This window comes from Hymenobacter sp. HDW8, assembly GCF_011305775.1.
Classification (GTDB): Bacteria; Bacteroidota; Bacteroidia; order Cytophagales; family Hymenobacteraceae; genus Hymenobacter; species Hymenobacter radiodurans.
The window spans coordinates 1,480,829-1,495,638 of sequence record NZ_CP049907.1 but is presented as its reverse complement, the minus strand read 5'-3'; the positions used below and the strand labels follow the sequence as shown (position 1 = coordinate 1,495,638).

Here is a 14,810-nt window from a genome sequence, read left to right as displayed (position 1 = left end):
CTAGATCGAATACCCAACTTTTTCGCGCACCCTGTTAAGAACCTCACGGCCATAAGCCTGCGCTTTGCGGGCGCCTTCGGCCAAGCGTGCGTCAAGCTCAGGCAGGTTTTGCATGTAGAAATTAAACTGCTCCCGCTCGGTAGCAAAACGCTGCATAATCAGGTCGAATAACGCCTGTTTGGCGTGGCCATAACCGTAGCCGCCAGCTAGATATTTCTCGCGCATTATCTGAGTGTCGGCGGGGGAGGCGAGCAGCGAATACAGCTTGAAAATAGTGTCGTTTTCCGGGTCTTTCGGGTCGTCAAGTCCGCGGCTATCCGTCACGATAGTTTTGATGGTTTTGAGCAGCTCTTTTTCGGGGGCAAATATGTCGATAATGTTGCCGTAGCTCTTGCTCATTTTCTGCCCATCGGTACCCGGAATCGTCATCAGTTGCTCATCGACACGGGCCTTCGGAAGCACAAACGTTTCGCCGTAGCGGCTGTTGAATGTAGCGGCGATATCGCGCGTGATTTCCAGGTGCTGAATCTGGTCTTTCCCCACGGGCACGATGTCAGCATCATAGAGCAGAATATCCGCCGCCATAAGCACCGGATACGTAAACAGGCCCGCATTTACGTCCGCCAGCCGATCCGATTTATCCTTAAATGAGTGCGCATTCGCCAGCATCGGGTACGGCGTAAAGCAGCTTAGATACCACGTCAGCTCCGTTACCTGCGGCACGTCGGACTGACGGTAAAACAGGTTTTTCTCGGTGTCAAATCCGCAGGCCAGCCAGGCTGCTGCCACGGCGTAGGTATTTTGCCGCAGTACCTGCGCGTCGCGCACCGTAGTGAGTGAGTGCAGATCAGCAATGAAATACAGCGAGTCGTTCTGAGCGCTTTTCGACAGCTCAATAGCGGGCAAAATGGCCCCCAGTAGATTGCCGAGGTGCGGGCGGCCGGTGCTTTGGATGCCGGTGAGAATTCGGGACATGTTTAGTTATGCGTAGTTCGTGGTTTTAAGCTCAGACTCAAGTCACTTTTGCTGCTAGTGCCGATAATCGGCTTCCTTGTCGAGCAGTCTTTTAATGTATAAGATGTGTAATCAAAATCTGAATTACACACTTACATCGGCGGCGGCTTCCTGTTGCAATTCCACCGTTTCTTCTTGGCCTAAATATCTGTCTATGAGAAAATGGGCCAAATAAATAACCGGCGTCAGCAGAATTGCCGCCGCGAATTTATACCAGTAATTGGTGTTGGCCACGCTCAGCACTTGCTCAAACGACCAATTGCCGAATAAGTAAAACGCCACATACAGCACCACAAAGCTATCCACAAGCTGCGACACGAGAGTGGAACCCGTAGCGCGCAGCCACACGTAGCGCCCACCCGTCAGCCGCCGAATAGCTTGAAATACCGTAGCATCGAGTACTTGCCCAATCAGAAAGGCGGTGATGGAGCCCGCAATAATGCCCAGGCCTTGGCGGAAGATGCTCTGGTAAGCGAAGTCAATATTGAACGGGCGGCCAGCGGCATCGGTCTTGTTTACGTCAAGCCAGAAGGCGGCGGGGGGCAAATGTGTGGTGGCCAGAATAACCACGAAGGAATACAGGATCAGGCCCACCGTAAGGTAGCTGATGCGTAGTACGCCCGCCCGCCCAAAGTATTCATTGATGATATCGGTGGTGACAAATACGACGGGCCAGATCAGTACGCCGGCCGTCAGATTGCCGGGCAGTCCCATCAGGGCATCTACCGAAAAAATCTTGACTCCAATGATTTCTGCCAGCAGTGCATTCACCACGAAAATCCCGCTGAGCACGAGATAAAGCTGCTGTTTTTTGCGTGCGAAAGGAGTCATAAGTCTAAGAATGCGCCACGGCGCGTTCGATCATTAGTAGGTTGAAAAAAGCCCCCCGCACCTCACTAAGCAACATAAATAGCGAACGCACCGTGGCACATTCTTACAGCGTCACAATTTTGCCTTCGGTCGCCAGCTCTACCCACTCAAACACTGCTTTTGCTTCATCTAATAAAGGCTCTAACTCGCGGTAACGGGAGGAGAAGTGACCAATGAGCAGGCGGTGAGCATTGGCCCGGCGCGCCAAATGTGCTGCTTGCCGCGCCGTAGAATGATGGGTGAGCGTGGCCCGCTCGCGCATATCATCCAAAAAAGTAGCTTCGTGATACAGCAGATCTACGTCGCGCACTAAGTCGGCTAGGGCAGGCGTGTAGAGCGTATCGGAGCAGTAGGCGTAGCTGCGTGAAGGCGAAGGATCAGTGGTTACGTCGGCGTTGGCCACTACCAGATTGCCGGCTTCGTCGAAGATGTCTTCGCCCTGGGCCAGGCGGCTGAGCTGAGTGGGAGTGAGGTCGGCCGGGAGGCGGGTTTTATCGAGGTGGCGGCGCTTGGGGTGCTCCCGAAACAAGTAGCCACAACACGGAATCCGGTGCCGCATCGGCAGGGTATGCACCGTCAGATACTTGTCCTCATACACCAGCGCGTGCTGCGTGGTATCGACGGGCGTAAAGTTCAGCTCAAAAGAAAGCTGAGTATGCGAATAGCGAAACTGCGTACTGAGAATATCGTCGAGGCCAGCCGGGCCGAAGAGCAGCAGGGGCTCGGTGCGGCCGTGCAGATGCATGGTGGAAAGCAGCCCAAACAGTCCGAAGAAGTGGTCGCCATGGAGGTGAGAAATAAAAATGGCCCCCAGTCGCTGGTGGCGCACCTTATATTCCATCAGGCGTCGTTGCGTGCCTTCGCCGCAATCAATGAGGTAAGAGTTCGCGTCGACGGAGAGCACCTGGGCTGTGTGGTGCCGATTGAGAAAAGGCGTGGCCGAAGCACTACCCAGGATTTTTAGCTCAAACTCCATGTGAGAAAGATGAATGGCTGAATGGAGAAGTGAGGGAAGCGTCAGTCAGATAAATGACAGTCATTCCTTCATTCGGCCATTCACTCATCTAGCTATAAAAAAAAGTTGGTCGTCTACTATCAGCTTCGTTAAACTGACAACAGACAACCAACAGCAGATTACTAAAAAAACCTATTCCTTGCTGGTCAAGTCGCGCTCGATAGCGTGCAGAAATACGCGGTCAATACCTTCTTCAACGGTAGGCAGAATATGCAGTACTGATTCAAGCTTGCTGATGGTGATAAGCTTCATCACGTGATCTTGCAAGCCCGTGAGCACCAGCAAACCGCCGGTAGAGTTGCATAAGCGGTTAGCAATCAGAATGGAGCTTAGACCAGAAGAATCAGTGTACTTCACGTTGCCCAGATCCAAGATGAGGTTATTGATGCCTTCCGCGTTCAGCTTGACAAACTCCGATTTTAGGTCCGGGGCCACCGTGGTGTCCAGCTTCTTCTCATCAATAGTGATGATGGTGTAAGTTTCCTTTTTATCGATGGAGTACTTCATACGGACGTTAGGGACGGGTTAATGGGAATTGCGAAGGTAACAAAAAATCAGTTTGCGTGAAATGAGCGAGTCTCGGATAAAGAATACTCGTGCAGCGACAAAAATACGATAAGAGAATGCACTAATGGAGTTCAGGTTAGCCGAATAAGTACCCAATTAGTCGTTATTCTCTGGCGAAAATCAAGTCTAAGCTAGGAAAAATACTGATTAAAATTCAGTACTAATACCCGGCATCTACACCCCCTTTTGGGGGGCAAATCCAAATGTAAGGGTAGTCCAGGTGCTTTGCCAATCGGCGGTTATGCGGTCTTTGGTAGGTACTATATGCATCGCACTGACCATATAGCTGCCCGGCGCCGACAAGTGAAACAGTACTCGCCCGTTTTGGTTGGTGTATAATTTGGTCCGACGCGTAATTGTTTGATTTGGGGCGCCACGCTGCCAGATCTGCACCATCGTTCCCGGCAATGGTTTTCCCTCATACAGCACGCGTACCGTGAGGGCAGCTCCTATTTTGAGCGCGTAAGGATTTTGCTCCGGAACTAGCTCTAAGGCCTGTCCGGTGACACAAGCGAATGTACTGTCGTGGGGAATAAGTGAGCCAGCGAGCAGCAGCGTTTTAGCGCAACGTCGATACACTTCCCGGCCGGACTTAGTGGTTTCGTTACGCTGGTGGCGTAAGGCTAAAGCATTCTCAAGCCCAGCCTCTTGCAGATAAACTGTGAACTGATTGGCTGTTAGCTCAGCAAAGGCATTCGTGGTTGAGAGTGCCACTAAGTGTAAGCCAGGCTTGTGAAAAGCAAGGTTGGCTTGCAGCGTATCCAAGCGAGTAGCCGTTGAGGTCAGGTTCAGAGAGTCGGTGGCAGTGTACTGCATAAGCCGGGCAACACGATTGCTTTTGCCCATCCAGCGCTTACCCAGAAAGTCCTCGCCTATAAATATATAAAGATTTTGCTTGCTCCCGGATGCCACGAAAAAGCGCGATGGGAGTAGCCAGAATTCGCTGGCCTGAGCTATAATAGATGATGCTAATAACAGCACGGAAAGCAAAGCCTTGAAGTATAAACGCACGGGATAAAAGCGAGATTAAAATTGTAATATAGCTGATTTAAAGCTTTTTAATTAAAAATTAATATAAACAAATTCTTCGTTAAGCAGTATTGATGATTGAAATTTTGTTTAACATTTTACCTATAAAAACTAAACAAATGAAAATCAACAATTTCTTTCAAACGCTTCCTATGTATCGCGCCTTGCGGTTGCTTACTGTTGGGTTGTTTATTGGACTAAGTGCTACTAGCTGTGATGACGATGAAGTCATCATTCCGCCCGTTACCCAGCAGAACATTGTGCAAGTAGCGCAAAGCAATGCCGACTTCAGTGTACTGGTAGCGGCCGTCACCAAAGCTGATCTGGCCACCACGCTAAGCGGCGCGGGACCGTTCACGGTGTTTGCTCCCAACAATGCTGCATTTGCCAAACTAGCCGGCGGACCCTTAGATGCCTTCAGCTCAGTAGCCAAAATTAATGCCGTAACAGATGCCAGCCAGATTGCTGCGTTGCGTGGAGTATTGCTCTACCACGTATTGCCAAGCAATGTGATGGCCAGCAATATTGCCACTGGGGCCAGCACTACGGCGCGGCCCGCCAGCGCTTCCGGCGTCAACGACAACTCTATTTACTTGACCAAAACGGGTAGCAACGTCTTTATCAATGGCGCTACCAGTGTCGTAACAGCTGATATATCGGCCAGCAATGGCACCATTCACGCCATCGACAATGTATTGCTTCCCCCAAGCCAGACCATTGCCGGTATCGTACAGAGTAGTGCAGCCGCGTCGCCAGCTCAATTCACACAGTTGCTGCGGGCTTTGCAGCGACCCGCTGCGCAAGCTTTATTAGCGGCAGCAGCCAGCAACTCATCCAATATCACCGTATTTGCGCCCACGGATGCTGCCTTCCAAGCTGCTCTCACGGCGCTGAACTTGCAAAACGTAGATCAAATTCCTGATGCTACCCTCGTGGCTATTTTGCAAAAGCATATCGTCAGTTCAGGTCGGGTATTCTCATCTGATTTGGTGCCCGGCAATGTCGCTACGCTCAACGGTAACGTGACCATTGCCGCATCCGGTACTGGCTTCACGGTGCGCGGCGGCTCCGGCACTGCGGCCAATATTACTCCCGCCAATATTCTGGCTACCAATGGAGTGGTTCACGTAATCAATCAAGTTCTGCTGCCCTAGCGCGTATTCAATTAGTAAAAAGCAATAGCACACAGAAGCCCGCTTGCCTAGGCAAGCGGGCTTCTGTTTTTAATGTTTGGGGGACTTTTTTGCGTTTGTTATGAGCGTTCTAACGCCAAAGAATAGGCCCGATCGTAATGCTCGCGCAGGTTTTTCCAGTCGAATAGCTCGGAAGAGCTTTCTACTTTATTGCGCTGCATAATTCGCTCGCGCCGATTAAGCAGCACAAAATTCCAAAGCATATTGGTGAGTTCTTCGGCGGCTTCGTCGAAGGTTTTTTCCTGACGCTGCACTACAAAAATGCCTTTGTCTTCGTGGTCCGGCACGTTCTGCATGACATAATCACCGAAGCCCGATAAGTCGCTGGTAATGGCTGGTACGCCGCGGGCCACGCACTCCAGTGGCGTATAGCCCCAAGGCTCATAATAGGAGGGGAAAATGCCCAAATGACAACCCCGCACAAACTGCCCGTATTCCATGCCAAACAAGGGCGACGTAGGCGAAACAAAGTCAGGGTGATACACGATTTTGACGCGGTCGTGCTGGTGGTTGATCATGTTTGAACGACGCAGGAAATTCAGAATATCATCCTTAGCGTCGTCAACCAAGTTGTGCGTGATAACTGAGGGGAGCGCATTGGTTTTCCAGCTTTGCAACGTGCGGCGGTAGCGCAGACGCCAGTAGTCGTCTACCATATCCGAGAGATTAGGCAGGCGATGATCGGTGCTGGCGGCGGCGGCATACACGAGGCGCTCGCCGACCTGCCGCTCAATGGCCGCGCAAGTTTCGCGTACTTCATCTAGCACCGCTCGGCTTTGAAGTACTAGTGGGTTGATGCTGGTAAACGGCCGCTTCGTAATGAAAAACATGACTACCTGACCTTCCATGCCGCTTTGCTGCAAGCGGTAATTCAGGCGCGCCAACGCTTCCAGGGTTATATCGAAACCCTTGTTATGATACTCATAGCGGCCTGAGGTGAACATGTACAGCGTATTATCCAGATCGAAGGCGTAGCTCTGGAAAAAGTGCGCCATCACAAAGTCATGAATCTTGGCTTTGTACTGCTGGTGCAGATTCTGGAATTCGTGCAGAGCCACAAAGCGCTCAATGTTGAGACCGTTGGGCAGTACCGCATCCGGAATCCGATCCAGTAGATAAATACACTCGCGCACCGTTAGCTCACTCACGGTGGTGAACACGTGGGAGCCGTGGGCCGCCGCACGCTCAATCCGCACCGCCGTTTCGATGTTGAAATGGCGACATTCTGCTTCCCAATTGACCTGCATGAGATGGTCGTAGAAGTTGGGATCGTTCATGGCCAAGTAGCGGCCCAGCAGCGTGGCATGCGTGGTAAACACAATGTGCGCAGGCACCTGCTCGCGACGCAATACAGGAATAGCCACGCCCGTCATCCACTCGTGAAAATGCGCCACTACGCGCTGAGGCGGTACTACTTCAGCGGTCAGAATTTGCAGGAAAATAGTGGCCAGATGTCCGAAGGCTTCTACCTGATGCAGCAAGTCGTCGTGGTCGGGCGTGGGAATGCCGTGGTGCTGCCAGAGGTCGGCTTTAATGCTGCCTAGGCGGTCATACACCTGAAAAGGGTTGATGAGCACCACGCGCGGCCGACCCGTTACCAGCCAAGTACCATACTGCACGTCGTAGCCCATCAGGCGCATCTGACGCACGGCTCCGGCAAAGGGATCCGTCAGCAGAGTTAGCTCATGATCTTCGATGGGCTCAAACTCGCCTTGGGCCTGCTGCGGGAAATAAGGTCCAAGTAGGCAATAACGGTCGCCCCAGCCCTGCACGGTAGCCGGTACTTTAGAGCGAATAACGGTATAAATGCCCCCCACCTGGTTGCAGACTTCCCAAGCGACTTCAACAAGCAGAGCATCGGGAGCAATGATTTCGGGGGCTGATGGAGGTGGCTGCATGTGGGGAGAGTTTTAGTAGGTCGTAGGGCTGGCAAGATAGACGGGCTTACGGATTTTCCGCAGGCTGGCACATAGGAAAACGCAGAAGAGCGCAGAACTCGCTATTTGCTCTGCGCTCTTCTGTAAGCTTCGATTTACGACTTTTACTGCGAGATAATCAAGACTGAGTACGGCGCCAGTCCAAAACAGGCGTGAAACGGCAATTCATCGTACTCGCCTTCTTCGGCTTCAGCGCCAAAGCTTTCGAAGTTGCTGAACTCTTGATCGTAGCCTTCCCAGTCGCTATTAAAGCGTACCTGCCACTGGCCCGCCGCGGGTAGCCCAATGCAGTAGCCTTCGCGCGTGGTATCAGCGAAGTTCGCCAGGATGATGGTTTCATCACCGGGGCCGCCCTGGTCCCAGCGGCGGAAGGCAATAATCTTATCCTCGTTGTTGACGTGAAATACCTCCGTATGCTGGCCTGAAAGCCCGCGCGTGGTACCAGCGAAATTGCGGCGCAGGGCTATCAGGTCGCGGTAGAGATGAATCAGGCCGCTATGTTTTTCAGCCCGACTCCAGTCAAGCGGTTGATCATCGGAGAAAAAGCCGTCGGCCAGCATCGCCTGACCTTGAAACAGCATCGGAATGCCAGGGGCCGTGAGTACTAACGCGGCCCCCAGCGTCGCGCGTTTTTTCGGGTACCAATGGTGGGCCGCGCCGGGCATAATTTCCTCCGGTACCCGTGATTTTCCATTGGCCACCTCGTCGTGCGACTCAGTGTAGATAACCCGCTGAAAAGCGTCGCCATTATACGTTTGAGCGATGGCACCGGCTACGGCTTGCATGTCGCGGTCGGCGTCGTGCTGCGTTGTCAGAGCTTCGCGAATGGGGTGCAAAAAGGCCATATCCCATTGGGTCGAAAATCCCTGCCCGTCCTGATCGGTGGGGCGGGTGATGTACTCATTGCCCAATAAGTCTTCCGCAATCGTAATTTTCCAGGGAGTACGGGCCTGAATCTCCTCATTGATCCAGCGCATTAGGTCCCAGCCTTCCGGTAAGTCGGTGGAGGGGTCACTGCTGCCGTTCACGTTGCGAATGTGCGAGATAGAATCGGCGCGCAGGCCATCGACCCGAAACTCCTCTAGCCACATCAGAGCGTTGTCGCGGATATATTGACGCACCTGGGGTCGGCCGTAGTCGGGGCGGTTGTGGCCCCAGGGCGTTTCGGCCCGCCAGTCGTTGTAGAAGTAGATACCGCCCCGTCGTTTTCCTGCCAGCCGTCGAACTGCCACAGGTCGAGGTCGCCGGGACCAAAGTGGTTATACACAACATCCAGAATGACAGCAATGCCGTGACGATGCGCTTCTTTTATAAGCTGCTTAAGCGCTTTGGCCCCACCATAATCAGTTTCGATAGCGAAAGGATGCGATGGATTGTATCCCCAGCTGCGGCTGCCTGGAAACTCCGTGGGAGGCATTATTTCGAGGGCATTGATACCTAGCTCCCTCAAATAATCCAGCTTCTCAATAACGTTGTAAAACGTGCCGGGCTTGTCAGGATCGGGGGCGTTGAAGGTGCCTACATGGATCTCATAAATAACGAGTGTGTTCCAAGGAGGCATTTCGAAGTGGTCGTCTTCCCAATCAAAATCGTGATCTGGTACCACGGAGTTGCCAGCCGAGTGCGTGACTTCGCGGGCGTAAGGGTCGTTTTTGCTTAGCTCCTGCCCGTTGTTGCAGATCAGAAACCGATATTCATCACCGGGCTTCACGCCGGCCACATCGGTTGCCCAGTAGCCATCGGCCTCGGGGCGGAGCGGATGGCTTTTGTTGGACCAGCCGTTGAATGTGCCTGTTACGTTAACTTCTTCAGCGTGAGGTGCCCATACGCGAAAGGTGGTGCCAGTAGAATGTGGAATAGCGCCCATACCCAGCTGTAGGGTAGAGGCAATGAGGGTAGGGTGAGTTGGCATGTAGGAGTAGTAATACACGGAGCCGTCGCAATAAAAACTAGACGGTAGAGCACGTTAAACTGCCGAGGTTCATATTTGGTTGTCTGGGGGGCAATTTGGGCCCTTAGGGCACCACCGCAGCCATTTGCCATCGCATTGCACAAGCCCGGAAATTTGCCGTGCTTAGTTGCTATGAATCCTGCTGCTCCATCTAATCACACCTTACTCTACGATAAGCGCCATGCGCTCCGCCAACGGGCAAAGGGCCTTTCTCACCTCATGCCCGCGTTTGTGCTCCTGACCGGCATTTTGGCTGTGATAAGTGGCAAGGAGCCATTGACTACTATGGTCATCATTGAGCTGGTTGTAGGGGCTGCCTACATTATTCTGCTCGTGCAGGAACTGCGCCACCTGAGCCGGGGGCATCTGCATCCTGGCAAAGTGGCGTGGCTGGAAATTGCGGCTGGTGGCGTGCTGGCCCTGGAAGGGTACCACATCATGCACCGCCATCAGCTGGCCGAAGCGGCGGGCGCTCCACAGCGGTTTCATGTGTTGCCCTGGCTGTATTTTGCGGTGGCAGTGGTATATGTAGGACTGGCGTTTTGGCTGCCGCGCGTATTAGGGCGGCGCCATTTGCATTTGCACGAGGCCGGTTTTGGCGGGCGTCTGCACCCGCTACGTCCAGGGTTTTCCTTTGCCTGGGAGGAAGTAGCGTCGGTGGAGGCCGTGGGAGCTGCCGACGTGCGGGTGCACCTGACGGATGGTAGTGAAAAGCAGATTTCCTTCGCCAAGATGCACGACGGTGCCGCCCACCGCGACCGGCTGCTAGCTCATGCCAAGCAGAAGTTGAGGAACTAGCGCCCTGTTGCAGGCCCGTAAAAAAGTGACGAAAGCCAGGGAAGTAGCCAGTATTGCGGAATAAATTGCCGGCGTTTTGTGTTCTGAAATTTGCCCCCAGCTATGCCCAACCTATTGGTGGGCGGCTGGTTGTTGAATTTTCGTATCTATCTCGCTTTCATGGCTCGACCTAAACCTGTTCGTTACGGCTTATACCCCTGGACTCCCGATTATGGCCTGCGCTACATCCATCCGGCCAACCGCCGCACCTTCGAGTGGCTGGAGCCAATGGGTAAGCTATTTGAGAAAATTGATGAAACTGATGACTGGATTTTGATTCGCTACGACGAGCAGCAATTCAAAGTAAGCGGCGAGTTGTTTACGGAACTCAGCGAGAAACCCGTGTTCAGCTTCGGCGACTTAGTAGAAGAAATAAATCCCGAGCCCGGCCGCGAACCGCACCGTGGCCTCATCTCCGACGTGTACTGGGACGAAAGCCGCGACCGGCCACGGTTTCAAATTGTAGAGAAAAAGCGCAAGATAAAGCGTGTGTTTGAGCCCGAAGAGTTACGTAGCGTGTAGTGGCCACAGTAATTATTTCACGAAGAAGCCCCCCAGATACCTTTCTGGGGGCTTTTTTGTGATGGATTATTGTAAACCGACTGTAATACCGACCACTACTGCCAGTGCGCCCAAGACTAGCAGCCCCAGATAGAGCGGCAGCACAAACTTCCACCACGCGTCAAACCGCACGCCGCAGGCCGCTACAATGGCCATCAGGGCGCCGTTGGTGGGCGTAATCAGTTCGCAGAGGCCAGCGCCGTATTGGTACGCCAGCACCGTAACCTGGCGCGACAACCCCAGCAAATCGGAGAGAGGCGTGAGGATGGGCATGGTGAGCACCGCCTGGCCGCTTACGCTGGGCACGGGCAAATGCAGCGCCGTATGAACCGCCATCATGCCCAAGGCCGACAGCGTGACCGGCAGCCCCGCCAGCGGCGCCGACATGGCCTGCACAATGGTATCCACGATCTGGCCTTGCTCCAACACCACAAAAATGGCGCGGGCAAACCCAATCAGCAGGGCCGAAAAAGCCAGGTCGCGGAAGCCGGCAATGAAGCTCTCGGCCGTGCCCGTCAGGCCCAGGCCACCAACCAAACCAGCCACCACACCCAGGACAAAAAACAAAGCGCCCATCTGCTCAAACTCCCACCCCAGATTCAGCACGCCGTAAGTAAACGCGGCAAACGTGAGCAGGAGCAATAGCAGCACCAGCCCATGACGGCCCGCACCACCTACCGCTTCAGTTTCGGGTTCTGCCAGCTCAGGAGCTACCCGATGGCGGGCAGCGTAGCGCATGGTGCCGCCAATCCAAAGGGCCAATGCCGCCGCCAGGAAAATCAGCCGAAAGCCAGCACCAGAAAGCAGCGGTAATTGCGCCAGCTTTTGGGCAATGCCTACCTGAAATGGATTGATGGGGCTAAAAGCTGCTCCTACTGCGGCCGCGCCCAAACTTACCGCTGCGGCCGTCAGCACCGGATAGCCCAAACGACGCATGAGTACCAGCAAGACAGGTACCAGCGGAATGATTTCCTCCTGCATATTCTCCAGTGCGCCCATCGTGGCGAAAAGCAGGGAAATAAGCGGAATGACGAGTGCCTCCCGCCCCCTAAAGCGCACTAGCAGCCAGTCGACACCGCGCCGCAATGCGCCGGTTTGGTCGACTACGGTGAAAGCGCCGCCCGTCAGAAAAACGAAGAAGATAACGCTGGCCGCTTCCTGCAAACCGCGCGGAATACTAACCACCGCCTCCAGCGGACTTACCGGCGAAGGCGCTACCCGGTGATAGGAGCCGGGAATGACTACTTCGCGACCAGTAGCGGCATCGGCGCGGCGCTCGAATACGCCGGCGGGCAATACATAGCTCAGCACGGTGGCCAGCACAATAAACCCAACCAGAAGAACCAGCGGGTGTGGAAAGCGAAAGGTGTTCATGAAGTGGAATAAGGAATGCTGAACAGTCAGCAAACATCCACGAAAAAACGCATTCTCTGCTCTCTTGCTCAGAAACTAAGTTGATCTGCGGCTAATTAATGGGCTGCTGACCATGCCGGCGCTATTCAGCGCTTGGCCGTAGCTCCGATCAGGCAGAGATGCTGGCGTAGTGGTCATCAATAGCTTTATCCATCGATTCGCGAAAAGTCACTAGTAGCTTATTGCGCTCGGTGTCGGGCATGCTTTGCAATGCCTGCTCAAACGTAGTACGGTACACATGCACCATAAATTCTGCGCCGTGACTAGCCAGAAACCCATCGTGAATGCTTTTGAATACTACCTTTTCAGCGGAGGAAATAGAAAGTGAAAGGGACAGCCACTCCTTCGCGTTATTGGCTAAGCTGAGGCGTAAGTCTTCATTCATAAGCGTACTGGTAAAAGAAGAAGGTAATGATTGGAGGTTCGTAAAAAGAGTGACAGTTCCGCTTACTACATGGCCCCTGACGCTTACTAAGAACCAGGTGTTGGAGGCTCCGCAGACCAGTTTACTTGCCGCAGCAGCACGCGAAACTCCGCTTCGGAAGCCACACGGCCCTGAAAACTATAAAGCATCTGGCCATCGACTACTTCCAGCAAGGTGAGCTCATCGTCTTCATAAAGCACAACGGTTTCCTGGCCGCAGGCGCTGGGACGGCTGTACCGCATTTGGCGCGGTGGCGAGCGAAATGGCACGAAGCCTAAGGCTTGCAGCAGCTCCGCAGAAGGTTGATAAAAAACAGACATATGAAACGGCCCCTGATGAGAGCGCCAAGCAACTACGCCGAGCGGTAAGCTATAACGCGTAATGAGCTAAAAGACTGACTAATAACCCGCTGCCTGGAATGAAGAGCGGGCATCTTACTGGCAGGTTCCGGCTTTCTCGTCTGTTTCAATAATCAGAATTGAAAGCGCGCCACCTATTCAAGCCTTCTTGTGCTTAACATATGATACACAAGGAACGGTCCAGCTTAGCCCAAGTTCAAGAAGTACCGGTTGCTAATTCCATATTTTATAGATGGTGATTCATAAATATCTGTTTAATAAGTAGTTGTGTTAAAAATAAATAATGTCATTAGCTCTATAACGCGTCATTATAAAGGCAAGGAGAAGAGGCAGAAAATACTCTTGTGCCCAGCGGCTCACAATTCGAGTTGCTTCCATATTTGCCCCCAGGAAGGTAGTCGTGGTCACTTAGGGGCGCCCGGCAGCGGAGGTAGGCTCGGTGGGTGGCATTGCGGCAGCAGCGGCATCGAGGGGACGGTGGAAGCCAAAGAAAAGCCGATAGAATCCCAGCAGCTTGCGTTTTTCCAGCAAAAAAAACAGCACCGTACAGAAAATGGTCGTGAAAATAATGACGGCGAAGGTGATGGTTTGAATGGTGGAGCCGCTGGGCAGACCCCGCTGGGCGGGCAGCGTAGCCAGCACGGCCGCCCCCAAACCCTTGGGAATCATAATGCTCATAAAGGACATATCGAACAGCGGGGCTTTGGTGTCGGCAGAAGCCAGCACAACTGGAATGCGCACCAGGAAAAGTAGAACGGTAATAGCGGCTCCCAGCCCTATGAGGTAGGCATTGTTGAGTACAATGGACATGCCCACATACACGAAGAAAAACGTGCGCAGCAGAAACACCATTTCGGAGAAAAAGTCTTTCTCCACGGAAGTAAGCTCGATGTGGTGAGTAGGCAGAAATGAGGAAAGCAGGCGCGGGCGCAGCAGCGTCACGTTGCCCAGCGTGATACTGAAAAACAGCACCGCAATCGGGCCGCTGAAATTCAGCAGTTCTACCAGCCCGTACACAATGAATACAAAGGCTGGCGTTGAAAAGCGGGTTTTGAGCAGTGTGGGTACTTTCGTCAGCAGTATTGACCACAGGTAGCCCGTGCCGACGCCAGCCACCACCGCTAGCACCAGTGAAGTGAAGATGTGCCCAAACATGGAGCCCAGACTAAACGAGGCGCCCGTGTAGAGGCTGATCAGAGAGATGGGAATGGCTAGGGTGTACACGTCGCTGAAGGCCGATTCCATAACCAGGGTGGTGGAGGTTTGCTCCTGTATATCCACTTTACGAGCCAGGGTGGTAACAACTGCGGAGGATGTGCCCCCAGAATGCTGCCCAGAATAACGGAGCTGAGGAAATCGAGGCCGGCAAACATCTGAGCCATGGCCGCCACCAGCATAGTGGTCACAATGAAGTTGAGCGTGGTGAGAGCAGCGGTGCCCCGTAGCGCTAATTTCAGCTGCTCAAAACGTACCTCCAAGCCACTCTCAAACAGAATAAATACCAGCACAATGTTGGTAAAAACTCGGCCCGCCTGCCCAAACGAAGCCGGATCGATGAGGTGAAACACAGGGCCTAGCAGTATCCCCACCAGCAGTAAGCCCACCACATCGGGAATACGGGTCCGGTCGAACATCTCGGC

General features: G+C 53.4%; 14 protein-coding genes and 1 pseudogene. 3 read left to right on the top strand and 12 right to left on the bottom strand.

Going from position 1 to position 14,810, the window contains the following annotated elements; genetic code table 11:
- From trpS to G7064_RS06170, 5 genes are all read right to left on the bottom strand, one after another.
- On the bottom strand, positions 1-975 hold the full coding sequence (trpS, locus tag G7064_RS06190) for a tryptophan--tRNA ligase (protein WP_166072908.1): 975 nt from the start codon (positions 973-975) through the stop codon (positions 1-3).
- A gap of 123 nt (positions 976-1,098) precedes the next feature.
- Positions 1,099-1,845: a queuosine precursor transporter gene (locus G7064_RS06185; protein ID WP_166072907.1), complete on the bottom strand. Its 747-nt coding sequence runs from the start codon at positions 1,843-1,845 to the stop codon at positions 1,099-1,101.
- A 103-nt stretch (positions 1,846-1,948) separates the two neighbouring features.
- Positions 1,949-2,860 carry a ribonuclease Z gene (locus tag G7064_RS06180; RefSeq protein ID WP_166072906.1) on the bottom strand — a complete coding sequence of 304 codons (912 nt, stop codon included), beginning with the start codon at positions 2,858-2,860 and terminating at the stop codon, positions 1,949-1,951.
- Positions 2,861-3,031: 171 nt separating this feature from the next.
- Positions 3,032-3,406 carry an STAS domain-containing protein gene (locus tag G7064_RS06175; protein ID WP_084446661.1) on the bottom strand — a complete coding sequence of 125 codons (375 nt, stop codon included), beginning with the start codon at positions 3,404-3,406 and terminating at the stop codon, positions 3,032-3,034.
- A gap of 234 nt (positions 3,407-3,640) precedes the next feature.
- Positions 3,641-4,477, bottom strand: a complete 837-nt coding sequence (locus G7064_RS06170) for a DUF4198 domain-containing protein (RefSeq protein ID WP_166072905.1) — start codon at positions 4,475-4,477, stop codon at positions 3,641-3,643.
- Positions 4,478-4,614: 137 nt separating this feature from the next.
- Here G7064_RS06170 and G7064_RS06165 point away from each other — a divergent pair, with 137 nt between their 5' ends.
- The gene (locus G7064_RS06165; RefSeq protein ID WP_166072904.1) at positions 4,615-5,649 is read left to right on the top strand and encodes a fasciclin domain-containing protein; all 1,035 of its coding nucleotides are present in this window, start codon (positions 4,615-4,617) and stop codon (positions 5,647-5,649) included.
- A 98-nt stretch (positions 5,650-5,747) separates the two neighbouring features.
- Here the strand turns inward: G7064_RS06165 and G7064_RS06160 are convergent, their stop codons facing one another.
- From G7064_RS06160 to G7064_RS22275, 3 genes are all read right to left on the bottom strand, one after another.
- Entirely contained in the window at positions 5,748-7,586 is a 1,839-nt protein-coding gene (locus G7064_RS06160; protein ID WP_133272105.1) for a glycosyltransferase, read from the bottom strand.
- 143 nt (positions 7,587-7,729) lie between these two features.
- Positions 7,730-8,716 carry an alpha amylase C-terminal domain-containing protein gene (locus G7064_RS21885; RefSeq protein WP_240935864.1) on the bottom strand — a complete coding sequence of 329 codons (987 nt, stop codon included), beginning with the start codon at positions 8,714-8,716 and terminating at the stop codon, positions 7,730-7,732.
- A complete protein-coding gene (locus tag G7064_RS22275) occupies positions 8,716-9,537 on the bottom strand; it encodes an alpha-amylase family glycosyl hydrolase (protein WP_240935770.1) in 822 nt (273 codons plus the stop codon). The genes G7064_RS21885 and G7064_RS22275 overlap by 1 nt, the downstream gene beginning before the upstream one ends.
- A 171-nt stretch (positions 9,538-9,708) precedes the next feature.
- On the opposite strand from G7064_RS22275, the gene G7064_RS06150 reads away from it, so the two are divergent.
- Together G7064_RS06150 and G7064_RS06145 are read left to right on the top strand one after the other, a co-directional pair.
- On the top strand, positions 9,709-10,374 hold the full coding sequence (locus tag G7064_RS06150) for a hypothetical protein (protein WP_166072903.1): 666 nt from the start codon (positions 9,709-9,711) through the stop codon (positions 10,372-10,374).
- 159 nt (positions 10,375-10,533) lie between these two features.
- Complete coding sequence (locus G7064_RS06145) at positions 10,534-10,935, top strand: DUF6960 family protein (protein ID WP_166072902.1); 402 nt, start codon at positions 10,534-10,536, stop codon at positions 10,933-10,935.
- A 66-nt stretch (positions 10,936-11,001) separates the two neighbouring features.
- On the opposite strand, the gene G7064_RS06140 is transcribed toward G7064_RS06145, so the two are convergent.
- The 4 genes and pseudogenes from G7064_RS06140 to G7064_RS06125 form a co-directional block, all read right to left on the bottom strand.
- Complete coding sequence (locus tag G7064_RS06140) at positions 11,002-12,348, bottom strand: YfcC family protein (RefSeq protein WP_166072901.1); 1,347 nt, start codon at positions 12,346-12,348, stop codon at positions 11,002-11,004.
- Positions 12,349-12,496: 148 nt separating this feature from the next.
- Positions 12,497-12,772: a hypothetical protein gene (locus tag G7064_RS06135; RefSeq protein WP_133272109.1), complete on the bottom strand. Its 276-nt coding sequence runs from the start codon at positions 12,770-12,772 to the stop codon at positions 12,497-12,499.
- Between the two features lie 86 nt (positions 12,773-12,858).
- Positions 12,859-13,131, bottom strand: coding sequence for a hypothetical protein (locus G7064_RS06130; protein WP_166072900.1), 273 nt, complete (start codon positions 13,129-13,131; stop codon positions 12,859-12,861).
- A 447-nt stretch (positions 13,132-13,578) separates the two neighbouring features.
- Positions 13,579-14,804, bottom strand: a pseudogene (locus G7064_RS06125) (cation:proton antiporter).
- Positions 14,805-14,810: the final 6 nt, after the last annotated feature.